The sequence below is a fragment of the Paractinoplanes brasiliensis genome (genome assembly GCF_004362215.1).
GTDB lineage: Bacteria > Actinomycetota > Actinomycetes > Mycobacteriales > Micromonosporaceae > Actinoplanes > Actinoplanes brasiliensis.
Map to the genome: position 1 here is coordinate 273,192 of NZ_SNWR01000001.1, position 18,906 is coordinate 292,097.

Sequence of the window (18,906 nt, forward strand, 5' to 3'; positions counted from 1 at the left end):
GGATGAACCGGCAGCTCACGGCCCTGTCGACGAGCCACCGCGGCTTCTTGACACATTGTTAATCAAATCGCAGACTTCGATGCGATGTGCGACGTGTTCGCTCATGTTCCCCCACGTCCCCTCACGAGGAGCTCCCCATGGCTCGCCCGTACCGGTGGATCGCGGTTGCCGCAGTCGCGGTGACGACGATCGGACTGACCCCCCTCACCAGCTTCGCCGACGACACCCCCGGCCCCACGCCCTACCCTCGGCCCGACGTGGCGCAGACCCTGGACCTGCCGGCCGGCGTCGTCGCGGCGATGCGGCGTGACCTGAACCTGACCGACGAGCAGATCGCCGAGCGCTTGCGCGTCGAGGCCGCGGCCCCAGTGGTGCAGAAGCGCCTGAAGGCCAAGCTCGGGCAGGCGTACGGCGGCGCCTGGATCAAGAAGGGCGAGCGGCGCCTCACCGTCGCCGTCACCACCGAGGCCGCCGCCGAACAGGTCCGGGCCGAGGGTGCCGAGGCTCAGCTCGTCGGCCGGGGCGAGAGCGCCCTGGCAGCCGACCGCGCGAAGCTGGACAAGCGCGGCGCGAAGGCGGGCGACGCCATCCGGGCCTGGCGTGCCGACCCCGAGACCAACACCGTCGTAGTGACGGTCAAGCCGGGCGCCGAGGCGCAGGCCCGCAAGTTCGCCAAGGACAGCGGCGTCAGCACGGTCACCGTCGAGACCTCCGCGGTCGCCCCGAAACCGGTGTACGACGTCCGCGGCGGCGACCAGTACGTCATCAACGGCAACACGCTGTGCTCGGTCGGCTTCCCGGCCCGCCGCGGTGGTGCGCCCGGCTTCGTCACCGCCGGTCACTGCGGCGGCCGAGGCGCCCCGACCCGCGGCTTCAACAACGTCGACATGGGCAGCTTCCAGGAGTCGGAGTTCCCGACCACCGACATGGCCTACGTGGGCGTGAACGGCAACTGGACCCCGCAGCCGTGGGTGAACAACTACGCCGGCGGCAACGTCGTCGTGGCCGGCTCCAACGACGCCGCGATCGGCTCCTCGATCTGCCGCTCGGGCCGCACCTCCTCGTGGACCTGCGGCACCCTGCAGGGCCGCAACGAGACGATCAACTACTCGAACGGCCCGGTGTACGGCATGAGCCGGATGAGCGCCTGCGCCAACCCCGGAGACTCCGGTGGCTCGGTCATCGCCGGCAACCAGGCGCAGGGCGTCACCTCGGGCATCTCCGGCGGCTGTGGCGCGGCCAACCCGCAGACCTGGTTCCAGCCGGTCAACCCGATCCTGTCGCGCTGGGGCATCGCCCTGGTCACCAGCGGCGGCGGCAGTGCCGGAGGTGCGGTCATCAGCGCGCTGAACAGCCGCTGCCTGGACGTACCCAACGGCAACTTCTCGGACGGCGTACGGGTGCAGATGTGGAACTGCAACGGCTCGGCCGCCCAGAGGTGGGAGTTCGTCAACGGAACGCTGCGTACGTCCAACAACATGTGCCTTGACGTGGCGTGGGGCTCGACGGCGAACGGCGCGATCCTGCAGATCGTCACCTGCTCGGGCAACCCGGCCCAGCAGTGGGTTCTGTCGGCCGCCGGCGACCTGGTGAACCCGCAGGCCAACAAGTGCGCCGACATCGACGCGTGGAACCCGGACGAGGGCGCCGTGCTGGTGCTGTGGGAATGCCACGGCGGCGCGAACCAGAAGTGGCGCCGCGGTTAGCGGTTCCGTGCAGGCGGGCCGGCCGTACGACACGGCCGGCCCGTCACGCGCGATGGGGCAACGACACCGACCCGAACCGGTCGCCGGGCGCGTACGCTGCGACGGCGGGAGCCGCGAAGGATCGGATGCCGAGCCACCCGGAGGCACACCATGCGACTGCGGGCGCGGGACGTCACGCCGTTCGCCTGCGATGACGGGTCACCGGCGCGGGACGCGTACGCGGTGACGACGGCCGGCCGACGATGACTTTGATCGACCTCGGCGACGCCAGGGCTGCCGTCGTGCCGGCCGGCGCGCCGGTCAACCTGGCACGGCTGCGCCGGCTGGTGCTGGCCGTGCTGACCGTGGTGGGCCTGGCCGCCGTGACCGCCTCGACGCCGCCGTCGCCACCCCTGGTGCGGCCCCTCTGGACCACGGCGCTGCAGCCGAGCGACACCGTGGCCCTGAACGGCCGAACCGTCTACCTGAATCGCAGCAGCTCTTCCGGGCCGGCTGAGGTTGTCGCCTTCGACCTGCCCACCGGCCGCCTGCGGTGGAGCACACCGACCGGAGACGCGTACGGCGTCCGGCCGGTCGGAGATGTCGTGCTGGTGACCACCGGCCCGTTGCCGATCGCCTCGTCGCCGGGACCCCGCACGATCGCGCTCGACGCGGAGACCGGCGCGCCTCTCTGGCAATCGGCCGGCGCCTCCGCCCCGTCGGCGGTGGGCAGCGACATTCTGCTCGCCGAGACCGACCGCACCGGCGCGACCACCGGCCTGCGCCTGCTCGGGCTGCGCGACGGCCGGCAGGTGTGGCGACGCTCGATCACCCCTGCCGAGGAGTGGACGACGATCGTCGAGGGTGGGCGCCCCACCGCTGTCGTCACGGTGACCGGCACCGGCGACGCCACCGTCTACGGCCATGCCGACGGCGCCGTCCGCCACCGCGTCCGCATCCCCTGGAACGGGGTGTACTCGGCGACGCTCTTCCCGGCCGGCGCCCAGCTGGTGGTGATCCGCACGGCCTCCGCCCAGACCGTCGCCACCATCTACCGCGCCGCCGACCTGCGCCCGCTGTGGCGATCCGACGAGCTGATCGGCTACGTCACCGGCTGCGGCCGGCTGATCTGCACGGTCGGCGTCCGCGGGGTGGCCGGCCGCGACCCCGCCACCGGCCGTCAGGCCTGGCGCCGCGACGACTTGAACTTCGTCTGGGACCTCGGCGCCGGCCGCCTGCTGCTCTCCGCCACCGCCAACCTGGCCTCCGCCACCACCGTCCTGGTCGACGCCGCCACCGGGCGCACGATCGGCCGCCCCCTCGGCGGGCCGGAGGCGTTCGTGCCCGGCCCGGCCGGTTCGCTGACGTTGCTGCACGCCACCGGAACACCCCCGGATCGCACCACGGTTGACCGCCTCGACCTGACCGGAGGCAGGCGGACCGTCCTCGGCACGGTCGACCGGCTCGCCGAGCAGGACTGCCAGGGTGTCTCCGGCTATCTGCTCTGCCCGCGCGGAGGCACCCTGACCGTCAACGCTGTCGGCTGACTCGCGGAGTGCCGCCGGTCAGCGGGCGTCCACCCGGGCGTTGCTCGGGTAGGCGGAGCCGTTTCCATCCCCGTTCAGTGGTTCGACTCCGCCGCGCACGGCGGCGGAACTCCCTTCAGACTCTTTCGACAGAACGGTTGGTGTCAATGCGGTGCGCCCACCCGGAAGCGACGGCAAGCCGACACCTCCGGCCGGTCACCGGGCGCGGGAAGCACAGGACGTCGTCGAGCGGCGCTGCCCGATCGCCCGTACGCCGCACTCATGGTCTTTTGCCGCGCAGCCATGAGTCGACCGCGCCGGCCGTGGCGGACGCGTGCTCGCTCAGCATGGTGAAGTGGTCGCCGGCGACATCCACCACATGTGCTCCGGTCCAGTCGAGCCCCTCGGTGGCCCGTACGAAGAGCGTCGCGGTGCCGACCGGCGCCGGCTGCCAATCGGTGAACATGTCGAGGTAGCCGCCCATCGCGATGAGCCGCCGGTCGTCGAGCTCCTCCGTTCCGAGCTGTTCGCGCAGGTTCCGTGCCATTCCGGTAAGGGCCCGGGGGTCACTGCTCGACGGGTACGTGTCGAGCAGCACGAGCGCGGCCGGCGGGCGGCCCTGTGTCTCCAGCCGGCCGGTGACGGCGTGCGCGATCCAACCGCCGGCGGAATGCCCCAGCAGCGCGAACGGCCCGTCGCCGACGGTTCGCAGCACCTCCTCGACGTGCCTGTCCACCAGAGCCTGCACGGTCCGGGGCAGTTCCTCGCCACGGCCGAACCCGGGGTTCGGCAGCACAGTGATGTCGCGGGCGCCGCGGAACCCGGCAGCGAGCCGGGCGTACTCGTGCGGGCCGGACACCGGGCTGATGGTCGGGAAGCAGACCAACTTGGGCATGGCATTGCCGCGGGCCAGCGTGACCGGCTTGGTGACCCGGCCGTCCCCGGCGGGCCGGGAACCGAGCCGTGAGGCGACCACGACCAGCGCCATCGCGTCGGCCACGCTGCCCCGTTCGCAGCCCTCGAGGAAGAGGCCTCCCAACGTCGCGGCCTGCTCGGCGACGTCGGGCGCCGCCAGTTGGCTTGTCAGGAACGTCGCCAGCGCGTCCGGGGTGTCGTGGTCGAAGATGACGTTCGGCGGGAGCCGCAGACCGGTGGTGGTCTGCAGCCGGTTCCGCAGCTCCAGGGCGGTGAGCGAGTCGAGCCCCAGCTCGGTCAAGGGTGCGGCGGCGGGCACCTGGGCAGCGTCGGCGTACCCGAGGACGTGCGCCGCTTCCGCCCGCACGGTTTCCCCGACGAGCCGCGAACGCTCGGCCTCGGCCACACCGGCCAGGCGTGCGGCGAAGCTGGTCGTCCCCACCGGCGCGGCCGTGGTGACCGGCGCGGGGAGCAGCGAACGTAGTGGCGGCGGCAGTTCCTCGGGGCGGGCCGTGCCGTCGCGCAGCCGGGCCGGGTCCCACCGCTGCGCCACCAGCACCGGATGCTGCCGCGCGCAGGCCGCGTCGAACAGCGCCAGCCCTTCGTCGCTCGTCAGCGGCACCGCGGCCGAGCGGGTGATCCGGCGACTGTGCGTTTCGTCCAGCGTGCCGGCCATGCCGCCCGCGAGGTCCCAGGCGCCCCACGCCACCGAGGTGCCGGGCAGCCCACCGGCCCGCCGATGCGTGGCCAGGCCGTCCAGGAAGGCGTTGGCGGCGGCATAGGCGGCCTGGCCGGGGTTGCCGAGCACGCCGGCCGCGCTGGAGAACAGGACGAACGCGGTCAACGGCAGTCCGCGGGTCAGCTCGTGCAGGTGTGTCGCACCGTCCACCTTGGGCCTCAGGACGGCGGTCAGCCGCGGGCCGGTGAGCCCCCCGACCATCCCGTCGTCGAGGATCCCGGCGGTGTGCACGACGCCGGTCAGCGGCGCGTCGGCGGGCACGGCCGCCAGCACCTCGGCGAGCCGGTCGCGGTCGGCGACGTCGCAGGCCGCGGTGGTGACCGTGGCGCCGGCGGCGGACAGCTCGGCCACCAGCTCGGCCGCGGGCGGCCGCCGGCTGATCAGCAGCAGCCGCCGCACCCCGTACGCGGTGACGAGGTGCCGGGCCATCAGACCGCCGAGCGCGCCGGACGCCCCGGTGATCAGCACAGTTCCCGTCGCCGGCCAGGCGGGGGCCGGGGCAAGGCCGGGGACTGCGGCGGGGTCGGGGGCGGGCAGGCGGGCCAGGCGCGGCATCAGCAGCCGGTCGCCCCGAGCGGCAATCTGCGGCTCACCGGCGCCGAGCACGGCCGGGAGCAGCTCGGGCAGCCGGGCCGGCTCGTCGACGTCCAGCAGCACGAACCGCCCGGGATGCTCCGCCTGGGCCGAGCGCACCAGCCCCCACACCGCCGCACCGGGCAGGTCGGAGACGTCCTCGCCCGGACCCGTCGCCACGGCGCCCGCGGTCATCACGACCAGGGGTGGCGAGCCCGGGTCGGCACGCTCCAGCCACTGCTGCACGGCCGTCAGCGCACGCTCGGTGGCGGCGTGGGCATCGGTGCGCGAGCCGGCGAGCACTGTCACGGCGTACGGGTCGGCGGCGGGATCCGGCATCTCGTCCCCGGCGACGATCAGCCCGTACGGCGTGACCGGCGCGGAAGCCGGGACGCGGACCCACTCCACCTGGAACAGCGAGTCCCGGGTGGGGTCGCCGCGCAGCTGCTCGGGCGTGGCGGGTCGCAGGGTGAGCCCGTCCACGGTGGCGACCGTACGGCCGGAGGCGTCCGCCAGCACGATCGAGACGGTGTCCTGCCCGGCCGGCGTCATCCGGACCCGCAGCGCCGAGGCCGCGGAGCCGTACAGCCGTACGCCGTGCCAGGCGAACGGCAGCCGCACCGCACCCGTGTCGTCCGCGGTGACCGCGGGGTGCGCGCCGACCTGCAGGGCGGCGTCGAACAGGGCCGGATGCAGCGCGAAGCCCTCGCCGGCGACGTGCTCGGGCAGCGCCACCTCGGCGAAGAGCTCGCCGTCGCGGCGCCACGCCGCGCGCAGGCCCCGGAACGCGGGTCCGTAGCCGAGTCCACGATCCGCCAGCGCCGTGTAGAGGTCGTCCACGGCGAGCGTTTCGGCGCCCTCAGGCGGCCACGGCATCGCGGTGGCCGCGGCGGGTGCCGCCGCCGGATCGAGATGGCCCGACGCGTACGGGGCCCAGTCGCCGTCGGTTGTCCCGCGCGCGTGCACCGTCACCGCCCGGCGCCCCGCCTCGTCCGCCGCCGTCAGCAGGACCTGCAGCTGCACCGCCTCGCCCTCGCCGATCACCAGCGGGGCGTGCTGCACCAGTTCGCCCAGCGGCAGGCCACCGGCCCGCTGCCCGAGCCGCGCGAGCATCTCCACCAGGGCTGCGCCGGGCAGCACCAGGGCGCCACCCACGGTGTGATCTGCCAGCCAGGGGTGCCGGGCCGCGGAGAGCAGGCCGGTGCTGACGAGGTCGCCGTTGGGCAGCGCCAGCTCCGCCCCCAGCAGCGGATGCCCGGCGCTCAGCAGTCCGGCCTGCGCGACGTTCGTCTCGCCGGGAGGTTCGGCGAGCCAGTAGCGCTCGCGTCGGAAGGGGTACGTCGGCAGGTCCACCCGCCGGCGCGGGCCATCGTCGTCGACGATGTGCATCGAGCCCGCGGCGCCCGCGGCGTACAGCTGGGCGGCCGCGGTGAGCAGCGCCTCCGGCTCGTCGCGGTCGCCACGCAGCGCCGGCGCCGCGACCGTCACCGCGTCACCCGGCAGGACGCCCAGCACGGCCGGGGCCAGCACGGCGTCCGGGCCCAGTTCCAGGAAGCGGGTGACGCCGCGGGCGGACAGGGCGGCGACGGCGGCGGTGAATCGCACCGGCAGGCGCACCTGGGAGACCCAGTAGCCGGGGTCGCGAAGTTGCTCGGCCGTCGCCGGCGAGCCGGTGACGGTGGACACCAGCGGCACCGCTGGGAAGGCATAGCTGATCTTTTCGGCGACGGTCCGGAACTCGTCCATCATGGGTTCCATCAGCGGGGAGTGGAACGCGTGGCTGACGCTCAACCGACGGGTCCGGCGGCCGGCCGTTTCCCACCGCGCGGCCAGCTCTTGCACCGCGGGCCCGGTCCCGGCGACGACCACGGCCTCGGGGCCGTTGACCGCGGCCAGCGAGACGTCGGCGCGGCCGGACACGGCCTCCAGCGCCTCGGCCTCGGTGGCCTGGACCGCCAGCATGGCGCCGCCGGGCGGCAGCGCCTGCATGAGCTGCCCCCGCGCGGCGACCAGGGCCGCCGCGTCGTTCAGGCTCCAGAGGCCGGCCACGTGTGCCGCTGCGAGCTCCCCGATGGAGTGCCCGGCCACCAGGTCGGGACGGAAGCCCCACGAGCTCAGCAACCGGTGCAGTGCCACCTCCAGCGCGAAGGTGGCCGCCTGCGTGAACACGGTCCGGCCGAGTTCCGCGGCGTCACGGTCGACGACAGCGCGGACGTCGGCGCTCAGGTGATCGCTCAGGGCGTCGCAGACCTCGTCGAAGGCGGCGGCGAACACCCCGAACCGTTGTCGCAGGCCGGCGCCCATCCCGAGGCGTTGCGCGCCCTGGCCCGTGAACAGGAAAGCCGTGCCGCCGCCGGACGCGACGCCGCGGACGACCCCCGCCGTGTCCTCGCCGTTCGCGACGGCGTCCAGTTGCTCCCTGAGCCGCGCCCGGCCGGCGCCCAGCAGGACGGCCCGGTGGCTGAGCGCGGCCCGGGTCGTCGCCAGCGACCAGCCCACGTCGGCCGGGTCGAGGTGCGGGTGTGCGTCGAGGTGGCCGGCGAGCCTGCGGGCCTGCTCCCGCAACGCCGGGACGGTCTTGGCCGACAGCACCCACGGCGTGCCGGCTTCCGTGGCCTCCCCCTCCTCCGGCGCCGCTTGTTCCCCTTCTTCCACGATGACGTGGGCGTTCGTGCCGCTGATCCCGAACGCCGAGACCGCGCCGCGGCGAGGGCGGCGCCCGGCCGGCCACGGCGCCGGCTCGGTCAGCAGCCGGACAGTCCCGGACGACCAGTCGGCATGCCGGGTCGGCGCGGCGACGTGCAGCGAGGCCGGAAGCTCGGCGTGGCGCATCGCGAGGACGAGCTTGATGATCCCGCCGACGCCGGCCGCGGCCTGGGTGTGTCCCAGGTTCGACTTGAGCGACCCGAGCCGGAGCGGATCCGCCGGGGACCTGCCCCGGCCGTAGGTGGCCAGGATGGCGTTGGCCTCGATCGGGTCGCCCAGCGCGGTGCCGGTGCCGTGCGCCTCCACCACGTCCACGTCGGAGGGACCGAGCCCGGCCGAGGCCAGCGCCTGCCGGATCAGGCGTTGCTGGGCGTCGCCGTTGGGTACGGTCAGGCCGCTGCTGGCGCCGTCCTGGTTCACGGCCGAGCCGCGCACCACCGCCAGGACGGGATGGCCGTTGCGGCGAGCGTCCCCGAGCCGTTCGAGCAGCAGCATCCCGGCGCCCTCGGACCAGGCGGTGCCGTCGGCGTCGTCGGAGAACGGTTTGCAGCGGCCGTCCGGGGCCAGCGCGCGCTGGCGGCTGAACTCGACGAACGACAGCGCGCCGCTCATCACCGTCACTCCGCCGGCCAGGGCGAGGTCACATTCGCCGCCGCGCAGGGCCTGCCCGGCCAGGTGCACCGCCACGAGCGACGACGAGCAGGCGGTGTCGACCGTGAGCGCCGGGCCGTTCAGCCCGAAGGTGTACGACACCCGGCCGGAGACGACACTGCCGGCACTGCCGACCGCGGCCAGGCCCTCCACCTGCGCCGGGATGTGGTGCAGACGGGTCGCGTAGTCCTGGTACATGACGCCGGTGAAGACCCCCGTACGGCTGCCGCGCACGGCGCCGGGGTCGATGCCGGCCCGCTCCAGCGCCTCCCAGGTGACCTCCAGCATCAGCCTCTGCTGCGGGTCCATGGCAAGCGCCTCACGGGGGCTGATGCCGAAGAACGCCGGGTCGAAGCCGGCGACGTCGTCGAGGAACCCGCCGTGGCGGACGTAGCTGGTGCCCGGGTGGTCCGGGTCCGGGTGGTACAGCCCGTCGAGGTCCCAGCCCCGGTCTGCGGGGAACGGCGTGATCGCGTCGCCGCCGTCCGCGAGCAGGCGCCACAGGTCTTCCGGCGATCGGACCCCGCCGGGATAGCGGCAGGCCATGCCGATGACGGCGATCGCATCATCGTCGTCCAGGCTGCGCGGCACTGCCTCGCCCGGGGCGGGTCCGCTGCGCGTGCCGGCGTCGATGTGGCGGGCCAGGGCGGCCGGTGTCGGGTGGTCGAACACCACGGTGGCCGGCAGTGCCACCCCGGTGATCGCCGCCAGCCGGCCGGCGAGTTCGACGGCGCCCGACGAGTCGATCCCCTGCTCGGTGAAGCCGCGCTCCGGGTCGACGTCCGCCGGTCCGGGCGCGCCGATCATCGCGGCCGTCGCCGTACGGACCGCGGCCAGGGTCGACGGCACGGGCTCCTTCACCGGCGGCAGGAATGGGAGGGAGAGTTCGCGGACGACAGCGTCGGGCAGCAGGTGCCGCATGATCTTGCCGGAGGCCGTACGGGGAATCGTGTCGACCTGGTAGAGGCGCACGGGCACCTTGAACGGGGCCAGCCGTTCCCGGACAGCCGCCAGGACCGCCCCGGGCTCGATCACGTCTTCACCGGCGACGAGATACGCCTCCGGCACCTGGCCGAGAACCGGGTCCGGGGCGCCACGGACGGCAGCGTCGGCCACCCCGGGCACGCTGATCAGCGCCTGCTCCACCTCGGCCGGATGGATCTTCTCACCGCCGCGGTTGATCAGCTCGCGGACCCGGCCGGTGACGGTCAGCCGCCCGTCGGCGTCCCGGCGGGCCACATCGCCGGTGCGGTACCAGCCGTCGGGCACGGCGAGCGCGGTTGCGTCCGGGTCGTCGCGGTAGCCCGCCATCACGGTGGCCCCGCCCACGTGGACCTCGCCCTCGCCCGGCGACCCCGGCGGCAGCGGAACCGCGGTTTCCGGGTCCACCAGGCGCACGTGTACGCCGGGCACCGGTGCGCCGCACGATTCGAGCTCCGGCGGGGTCGACGGCGTGGAGATGGCGATCGGGCCGGAGGTCTCGGTGCAGCCGTACACGTCGCACAGCGGCGCGCCGAAGACCTCGGCGACCGTACGGCGCAGGGACGCCCCGGCCGGGGCGCCCGCGGTGAGGCAGACCCGCAGCGACGGGGCGGGGTGGCCGGTCGCCACCCGGAGCAGCCGGTGATACATGGCCGGGACACCCGCCAGCACTGTGTACGGTTCGGCGGACAGCTGGGCGAGCAGCATCTCGGGTGCGAACCCGTTGACCAGACGCACCCGGGCGCCCGCGATGAGGGCGCTGTGCAGCGCGAAGCTGTGCGAGAAGCTGTGGAAGAGCCCGAGCGGCCACAGCACCCGGTCGTCGGGGCCGAGCCCGAGCACCTCCACCGACGCCCGCGCGGCCCGCAGGCACGCGTCCGGTGTCAGCAGAACGCCCTTCTGCCGCCCGGTCGTCCCGGACGTGAACAGGGTCCAGGCCGGTTCATCGCCGGGCGCGTCGTCACGCGGCCCGGCGACCGGCTCGCGGTCAAGCAGATCCTCAACCATCACGAGCTGGGCACGTAACGGGCTCAGGCGTGTGGCCTGATGCTCGTCGGCGATGACCACGCGAGGGTCGCTGTCGGCCAGCAGCGCCGCCAGTTCCGGCCTGGTCATGCTCGGGTTCAGGGGAACGCCCACCGCCCCGGCCCGCAAGACCGCCAGGTAGCTCTCCACCATCTCGACCCGGTTGGACATCACCATCGCGACCCGGTCGCCGCGCTCGACGCCCGCGTCCGCCAGGTGACCAGCCAGCCGGCCGCTGTGCCGGAACAGCTCGGCGAAGGTGACGGCCCGCCGGTCGTCCTCGTACGCGATCCGGTCGCCGCGCGTCTCGGCGTGCCGGCGCAGCAGATCAATCACGGTGCTTTTCCGTTTCGACGATGATTCCCTCGATCTCCACGAGCAGGTCCGCCCGGCAGATGTCGACGTTGAAGAACGCGATGTCGGCCTCGGGCGAGAACGCGTCCCGGCAGAGCCTGCGCACCCGTTCGAGGTCACCGGCGTGGCGGACGTAAACCTTGACGGTGCGCAGGTCGGCAGGCGAGTAACCGCCGGGCACACCGTGGGCGGCCAGGTTGTCCCGGCCGACGACCCGATCGATGTTCTCCAGCGTGCAGGCCACCTGCCGGTCGAGGTCGCCTTCGTGCACGGTGCGATGCCCGCGGATGCTCGCCGTCCCGGACACGTACAGGTGACCGGGAGCGCCGTCCGGCCCGGCCAGGTAGGTTGCCCGCGCAAAGCTGGGCGACCGCGGGCCGTGCTCCGGCGGATAGTGGTACGCGGGCACCTGCCCCGGATTCTCCAAGTGCACCGGCCGTACGGACCGGGACGCGAGAAGGCAGAACGCGATCCCGCCACCGCGGGCGCCCACACCGGTAGCGGCGGGCATCACACCATCCGTGGCCCAGCGGTCCACCGCCTCCGCCCGGCCGATGCAGAAGTCCCGGTACACCTCGACGCCGTCGGCGTTGGAATCGTTGATGCCGGACACGAAGTTCCACATCCGGAACGCGTACGGGAATCCCAGGCTCTCCATCAGCCGGAACGCTTCACCGTAGGCCTGCCGGACGGCCTCGCTGTACCGCGGCGCCGGGGCGATCCGGCCGGCGCAGAACAGGTGCTCACCGTCGTGGCTGTACCGCAGACCGGCGTACCGTCCGGCGGTGACCGGCCCGGTCGTCTCCCACAACTCCGTGAAACCCGCCTGCCCGTCCGTGGCCATCGGCACGGTCAGCTGCGGCGCCAGCGAACCGGCGGGCTCCTCGGCCGCCTCCGCCGCAAAGTGGACGGCCGCCAGCGGGCGCCGGAAGCCGTCATCGACACCCACAGTGCCCAGGTCGACGAAGCGTGACCGCAACGACGGCACCGGGGCCGGCGGTGGAGTCGCGTCACCGTCCTGGTCGTACCGAGCCCGCGAACTACTGCCCGTGATGCGCAAAGCTGACCCTCTCGCCTGCCGTCGAAGCGGATGCCAGCATCGAACCTCACCCACGCAAGCCCATGATCATCGTCGCGACGATGTATCAGCGCCCCCACGAAGGACGAAGCCGTCTCCCTTCCGCGCCAGGGCCCACGGCGCGGCAGGGCGACGGCCTTCAGGCCCGCACGAGTCGAGGTCAGACCGCGCGCAGCTCCATGGCGTGATAGCCGGCACGGACCGGATAGGTCGCGCCCCGTTGCCAGCCGGTCGCGGTGAAGAGGGCGTCGAACTCGTCGAGGTCCCGTTCCATGCCGCTGGTCACGGCCAGCATGAACAGGTCGGAGATGGCGGTGAAGTCCCGTTCGCCGAGTTCCCCGAGGAGCATCTCCACGACGACGGCGCGTCCGCCGGTCATCGTTGCCGCTCGGCAGTTGCGCAGGATGGTGCGGCAGCGGTCGTCGTCCCAGTCGTGCAGCACGGTCTTGAGCAAGTACAGATCCCCGGCCGGAACGGCGGTGAAGAAGTCACCGGCCACCGCCGTGCAGCGGTCGGACAGGCCCTGCTTCGACGCGTTCTGACGCGCGATTTCGGCGTTGTTCATCGCGCATGAGACGGAAGGTGGCGCGCTCGTGACTGCCCTCGCGCCGGCTCACCTCCAAAGCGGTCTGTGCACCCTCCGTGTACCGAGATCGGCGGTCAGTGGCGCGACCCCCGGGCCCGCGGGCTCCGGCTGCGCGAGCCCTGCTGGACGCTCAGAAGCGGTCGAACTTTGCTTCCAGGTCGCCCGGCGGCACGCTCGCGCCGCTCAGTGCGGGTGCCGCGTTCTCGTGGTAACCGCTGCCGTCCCGGCCGGATCGGTAAGGAGTGCTGTTCCAGGCTGAGACGGCACGCGAGCCGGCGTGTTCGGGCGTGCGCGGGGTCGACGGCCGGCCGGGCGAACCGGTGTGGAAGAAGTCCATCAGAGCGGTGAGCTGCGCCGTCTGCGCCGACATCTGCTGGGCGGTGGCGGCGAGTTCCTCACTGGACGATGCGGTCTGTTCGGTGACCTTGCCGATCTGGGTCATCGCGATGTTGATCTGTCGTACGCCGGTGGACTGTTCCCCGCTCGCCGCGGCGATCTCCTGCACGAGGTCGGAGGTGCGGATGATGCTGGGGATGATCGTGGAGAGCAGGTCGCCGGCGCGTTCGGCGGTCTGCACGCTGCCGGCCGCCAACTCGCTGATCTCCTGGGCGGCGATCTGGCTGCGCTCGGCGAGTTTGCCGACCTCGCTGGCCACCACGGCGAAGCCTTTGCCGTGCTCTCCGGCACGGGCCGCCTCGATCGTGGCGTTGAGCGCCAGCATGTTGGTCTGGAAGGCGATGTCGTCGATGATGCCGATCTTGCTGGTGATCTCCTTCATGGCGGCCACGGTCCGCTGCACGGCGTCGCCACCCTCCTGAGCCTCAGCGGCGGTGGTGGTCGCGATGCCCTCCGTCGCGCTCGCGTTCTCGCTGTTCTGGCTGATACCCGCAGTCATCTGCTCGATGCTCGCCGTCGTCTCCTCCACACTGGCCGCTTGTTCGGTGGCGGCCTGGGACAGGCTCTGCGACGCGCCGCTGATCTGCAGCGACGCACTGTTGAGCTGCGCCGCCGACTCCACGACGGTGCTGACCGTCTCGCCGAGGCGCCCGAGCGCGCTGTTGAGGGCAGTGCCCATCCGGCCGACCTCGTCGTGACCGGCCACAGCGACCCGCTGGTCCAGGCGGCCCTGCGCGAGGCCGGTGAGCACGGTGACCGTCTCGTTCAGCGGCCGTGCGACGGCGCGGGTGATGAGCTGGACCACGGTGAAGGTGAGGATGAGCGCCCCCACGATCAGGATGATCAGCATCAGCCGCGCCGTGGAGTAGGCGTTCGCGGAGTCGTCCAGCGACTTCTTCGCAGCGGCATCGTTCTGGGTGATCAGGTTGTTGACCGCTGTGCTGATGGAATCGGACACCGGGTTCACGTCCGTATTGACGACCTGGTTGAATTCCGGTAGCCGGTTTGCGACGGCGAGCGGCTTGAGCTTGTCGTTGACCAGCTTCTTGTACGTGGTCCAGGCGGTGAGGAAATCCTTCTCGTCGGAGTCGGTGGGCGTCGCGGTGGAGAAGCTGCCCCAGACCTGATCCAGTTTCGCGATCGACGCGTCCAGGTTCGTCACGGCGGCATCGGTTTCTGTCCCCGCACGCGCCATGGCGACGCGGCGCAGCTGCAACCGGACCTCGTTGTAGTCGGTGGCCACCTCGCCGAGAATGCGTACGTCGTGCAGGTTGTTGCCGTAAAGGTTCGCCAACCGGTCCTGGGTCTTGCCGAGCTGAACTATTCCTACCAGCCCGATGGCGATCAGCAGCACGCACACCACACCCGCGAGCCCGCGCAGTTTCCAGGCGATGGGCATGTCCCGGAACCCGGCGCGACCACGGTTCTGACGTGTTTCCGGCGACTCTGCCATGGAACGAAATCCCCCATCTGGCACTTCTGCTGCCATCAGACCCAGCCGGGCCCCGGCCACGACCAAATCAGCCTATCGACGTGCGGTCCCGCGAAATGCCGGAATGGAAGCAATGTTGGAGACCTTCGCGGGTTCCGGGCCCGGCGGAAACAGACAACCGGCCGTATTCAGGGCCGAGTCCCGGATTCGCCGCAGCCCCTTCAACAATCTGATCGAATGAGAGGAGGTGCGGGGTAAAGGGGGGCCAACTGTGAACACGGTTACCGAGGCCGGGCGGTACCTGACGTTCACGCTCAACGGCGAGGCATACGCGCTCGACATCTTCCATGTCACGGAGATTCTCGAGTACCGATCGCTGACCGTGGTGCCGATGATGCCGGACTTCATCCGGGGCGTGATCAACTTGCGCGGCCGGGCGGTGCCGGTCATTGATCTCGCGATGCGTTTCGCCCGGGGCAGCACCACCATCGGGCGTCGCACCAGCATCATCATCGTGCACATCCAGGACCCGTCGCTCGCCGAGATCGCCGAGGTGGACTCCGACGACAAGGGCATCGCTGACGGTCAGGACATCGGCGTCCTGGTGGACTCCGTGACCAAGGTCGTCACGCTGTCGTCCGATGACATCGAGCCGGCTCCCGCGTTCGGCGCCGGGATCCGCGCGGACTACATCAGCGGCATGGCCCGCCGCGACGACGACTTCCTCATTCTGCTGGACATCAGCCATGTGCTGTCGATCAGCGACATGGTCCGGCTCAGTGATCTCGCCCAGCAACCGCCGATCGATCGTTCGCCGGTTGAGGACGGTGGCATACCGGCCGGGCCGGGCGAGCCGTGACAGCTCCGAACCATCACCCGAGGACGATCAGCCACGGTGATTTCCGGTACATCACCGGCGTACTGCACGAGCAGACCGGCATCTGGCTCGCGCCGGGCAAGGAGACCCTGGTCTCCGGACGGCTGGACAAACGGATCCGGGCGCTGGGCCTGAGCGACTACTCGGACTACGTACGCCTGCTGCGCGACCGCCGCGACGAGGCGGAACTGCACCATCTGATCAACCTGCTCACCACGAACGAGACCTTCTTCTTCCGCGAGGCGCAGCATTTCGACTACCTGCGCCGGGAGGTCCTTCCAGCACGTCGGACCGGACGCCCGTTCCGTCTCTGGAGCGCGGCCAGTTCGACCGGCGAGGAGGCCTACACGGCGGCCATGGTGCTGGCTGACACGCTGCCCGCCGGCACGTGGGAGATCGTCGGTACGGACATCTCCACCCGGGTGGTGGAGCGCGCCCGGAAAGGGCTCTACCCGATCGAGGCGGCCGAACGCATCCCCCGGCCGATGCTGCGCCGCTTCTGTCTGAAGGGCCGCGAGGAGTACGAGGGGCTGATGACGGTCACCGCCGAGCTTCGCTCAGGGGTGCAGTTCCACCGCCGCAACCTCATCGAGGACTTTCGCCAACTGGGCCGCTTCGACGTGATCATGCTTCGCAACGTGATGATCTACTTCAACCTGGAGACGAAGCGCTCGCTGATTCCGCGGCTGCAGGAGATGCTGGTGCCCGGCGGTCATCTGATCATCGGCAGTTCCGAGTCGCTCAACTCCATCCCGTCGCAGTTGCGCATGGTGGAACCGTCGATCTACCGGTGGGAAGGCGACGCCCGTGCCTGAGGTCTTCCTGCATCCCGGCGACTACCACTTCGGGGGTGCCGGCACCCGGATTCACACAGTGCTGGGTTCGTGCGTCTCGATCACGGTCTGGCATCCCACATTGCGGCTCGGAGGCATGTGCCACTACATGCTGCCGGCTCGGCGCCGCACCGATCACGGTCCGCCGGACCCCCGCTACGCGGACGGTGCGATCGGCATGTTCCTGCGCGACGTGCGACGCGCGAACACGACACCAGGACAGTACGAGGTGAAGATGTTCGGCGGGGGCAGGCAATTCCCGGAGTCCGGCATCCCGGCTCCGCTCGATGTCGCCAGGCACAACATCGACGCCGGGATCGCGCTGCTCGAACGGCATGATTTCGCTCTGACCGTCAGCAATCTGGGGGGCACCGGAGCACGCCGGCTGATCTTCGACATCGGCACCGGAGACGTGTGGCTACGCACGCTGGACCGGTCCCGCGACCGCGACGAGGCGACGGCGTGACGGGGCGCATCGGGGTGCTGATCGTGGACGACTCGGCAGTCGTCCGGCAGGTGCTGTCCACCCGCCTGCGAGAGAACCCCGGCATCGACGTCGTCGGGGCCGTGCCCGACCCGATCTTCGCCATGGAACACATGAACAAGACCTGGCCGGACGTCGTGGTGCTGGACCTCGAGATGCCGCGAATGGACGGGCTCACGTTCCTGCGGAAAATCATGGAGGTCCGGCCGACGCCGGTGGTGATCTGCTCAACGCTGACCCGCCGGAGCGCCGACATCTCGATGGAGGCGCTCGCCGCCGGCGCCGTCTCGGTGATCGCCAAGCCGACGACCGGGCTGAAGAAGTTCATCGAGGACGAAAGCGGCGACATCGTGGCCGCTGTCCGGGCGGCCGCTGCCTCCGCACAGGCGAGAAGAACCCGGACGGCCCGGGCCGGTGGGCCGGCGCCCGCCGCTCCGCCCTCACCTCCCCGGAACCGGCTGACGGCCGCGAAGGAGGAACGCTTGATCGCGATCGGCACGTCCACCGGCGGCACGCAGGCGCTGGAGGTGGTGCTGCCCGCCCTCGCGCCCGGTGGGCCGGGCGTAGTCGTGGTGCAGCACATGCCGGAGAAGTTCACCGCGGCGTTCGCCGCCCGGCTCGACACCATGTGCAGGGTACGGGTCCAGGAGGCGCAGGACGGGGATCCGGTTCTGCCGGGCCACGTGCTGATCGCGCCGGGCGGCCGCCACCTCGAGGTCGTGAGGATGGATACCGGCTTCCGGGTCCGGGTCTTCGACGGGCCGCCGGTCAACCGGCACCGGCCATCGGTGGACGTGCTGTTCCGATCCGTCGCGAAGGCCGTCGGCCCCGGCGCGCTCGGCGTGATCATGACGGGCATGGGTGACGACGGCGCGCGTGGACTGCTGGAGATGCGCCGGGCCGGCGCTTACACGGTGGCGCAGGACGAGGCGACTTGTGTGGTGCACGGGATGCCGCGGGAAGCGGTCGCGCTCGGGGCCGTTGATCGTGAGTCATCCCTTGCCCTGATCGCGGAGGTGATCCACCAGCATGGCTGAAACGCTTGTCGCAGTGATCGCATTGGCTGCCGGTTTCGGAGCCGGTTATCTGGCACGGGCCCGCCGACGCGGCGGGCGTACCGACACGGTGCGTTTACCACCGGATCGTTACGCCGAAAGTGTCGCCGAGTTCGCCGGCGCGGTGGCGCCCGTGTGGTCCGGGCAGATCGACTCGTCCCGGACCCAGATGGAAACGGCCGTCGGACGGCTCACTGAGACCTTCGGTGGCATCGTCGAGCATCTCGACTCTGTGCTGACGTCGTCGTCGGAGGCCTTGCACGATGGGCAGGGCGGCGCGTTCGACCGCAGCCGCCAGCGTCTCGATGACGTGGTGGACACGCTTGACCAGGCACTGACCGCCAAGCGTGAATCCCTGGCGGAACTTCACTCACTGCTCAGCCTCAACCAGGAACTCCGGCAGATGTCGCACGAGGTCACCCGGATCGCCGCGCAGACGAACCTGCTGGCCCTCAACGCCGCCATCGAAGCCCAACGCGCGGGTGCGGTGGGCGCGTCGTTCGGCGTCGTGGCCCTGGAGGTCCGTCAGCTGGCCGACCGCTCGCAGAACACCAGCGCGCGCATGGTCGACAACGTCGACCGGGTCGCCGCGGCGATCACCTCGGTGCTGACCGCCGCGGAGTCCAGTGCCGAACGCGAGGGCAACTCGGTGACCCACGCCAACGGAGAGGTGCAGGCCGTTCTCGACGACCTGATGGCCATGCTCTCCCGGATGCGGGATTCCTCCCAGCAACTGGAACAGGCCGCGGTCGGCATCCGCGGGGAGATCGCTGATTCACTGGTCAGCCTGCAGTTCCAGGACCGGGTCAACCAGATGCTCGAACACCTGCGGGACAACATTCTCCGCTTTCCCGAGCTTGCTGCCGACGCAGCGACCGGCGGGGCGCCTCTGGACGCCCGCGTGCTCCTCGACGATCTTGCGGCCAAATACACCATGGCCGAGGAACACAAGACGCACAGCTCCGGCACGTCCGCGAAAGTATCCGAATCCGAAATCACGTTCTTCTAG

Annotated in this window: 10 protein-coding genes and 1 pseudogene; 7 read left to right on the forward strand and 4 right to left on the reverse strand. The window is 71.5% G+C overall.

The features are described 5' to 3' along the window. The first annotated feature begins 137 nt into the window (after positions 1 to 137). On the forward strand, positions 138 to 1,706 hold the full coding sequence (locus C8E87_RS01055) for a ricin-type beta-trefoil lectin domain protein (RefSeq protein WP_133871325.1): 1,569 nt from the start codon (positions 138 to 140) through the stop codon (positions 1,704 to 1,706). Between the two features lie 242 nt (positions 1,707 to 1,948). Further along, positions 1,949 to 3,232, forward strand: a complete 1,284-nt coding sequence (locus C8E87_RS01060) for an outer membrane protein assembly factor BamB family protein (protein WP_133871326.1) — start codon at positions 1,949 to 1,951, stop codon at positions 3,230 to 3,232. A gap of 259 nt (positions 3,233 to 3,491) precedes the next feature. Here C8E87_RS01060 and C8E87_RS01065 read toward each other — a convergent pair whose 3' ends face one another. The 4 genes and pseudogenes from C8E87_RS01065 to C8E87_RS01080 all read right to left on the reverse strand — a co-directional run bounded on the left by C8E87_RS01065 (position 3,492) and on the right by C8E87_RS01080 (position 14,615). After that, positions 3,492 to 11,138: a type I polyketide synthase gene (locus tag C8E87_RS01065; RefSeq protein WP_133871327.1), complete on the reverse strand. Its 7,647-nt coding sequence runs from the start codon at positions 11,136 to 11,138 to the stop codon at positions 3,492 to 3,494. Continuing rightward, positions 11,131 to 12,135 (reverse strand): FkbO/Hyg5 family chorismatase, encoded by a 1,005-nt coding sequence (locus C8E87_RS01070; RefSeq protein ID WP_203720964.1) that lies wholly within the window; start codon positions 12,133 to 12,135, stop codon positions 11,131 to 11,133. The genes C8E87_RS01065 and C8E87_RS01070 overlap by 8 nt, the downstream gene beginning before the upstream one ends. A 259-nt stretch (positions 12,136 to 12,394) precedes the next feature. Then, positions 12,395 to 12,829: pseudogene (locus C8E87_RS01075) on the reverse strand (methyltransferase); the annotation flags it as partial. Between the two features lie 121 nt (positions 12,830 to 12,950). Continuing rightward, a complete protein-coding gene (locus C8E87_RS01080) occupies positions 12,951 to 14,615 on the reverse strand; it encodes a methyl-accepting chemotaxis protein (protein ID WP_166661015.1) in 1,665 nt (554 codons plus the stop codon). Positions 14,616 to 14,919: 304 nt separating this feature from the next. On the opposite strand from C8E87_RS01080, the gene C8E87_RS01085 reads away from it, so the two are divergent. The 5 genes from C8E87_RS01085 to C8E87_RS01105 are packed head-to-tail and all read left to right on the forward strand — an operon-like array spanning position 14,920 to position 18,906. After that, complete coding sequence (locus C8E87_RS01085; RefSeq protein ID WP_133871329.1) at positions 14,920 to 15,507, forward strand: chemotaxis protein CheW; 588 nt, start codon at positions 14,920 to 14,922, stop codon at positions 15,505 to 15,507. Continuing rightward, positions 15,504 to 16,340 (forward strand): CheR family methyltransferase, encoded by an 837-nt coding sequence (locus C8E87_RS01090; protein ID WP_239080627.1) that lies wholly within the window; start codon positions 15,504 to 15,506, stop codon positions 16,338 to 16,340. The genes C8E87_RS01085 and C8E87_RS01090 overlap by 4 nt, the downstream gene beginning before the upstream one ends. After that, positions 16,333 to 16,824, forward strand: coding sequence for a chemotaxis protein CheD (locus C8E87_RS01095; protein WP_133871330.1), 492 nt, complete (start codon positions 16,333 to 16,335; stop codon positions 16,822 to 16,824). The genes C8E87_RS01090 and C8E87_RS01095 overlap by 8 nt, the downstream gene beginning before the upstream one ends. Next, positions 16,821 to 17,879, forward strand: a complete 1,059-nt coding sequence (locus tag C8E87_RS01100) for a protein-glutamate methylesterase/protein-glutamine glutaminase (protein WP_203720963.1) — start codon at positions 16,821 to 16,823, stop codon at positions 17,877 to 17,879. The genes C8E87_RS01095 and C8E87_RS01100 overlap by 4 nt, the downstream gene beginning before the upstream one ends. Next, positions 17,872 to 18,906 (forward strand): methyl-accepting chemotaxis protein, encoded by a 1,035-nt coding sequence (locus tag C8E87_RS01105; RefSeq protein ID WP_133871331.1) that lies wholly within the window; start codon positions 17,872 to 17,874, stop codon positions 18,904 to 18,906. The genes C8E87_RS01100 and C8E87_RS01105 overlap by 8 nt, the downstream gene beginning before the upstream one ends.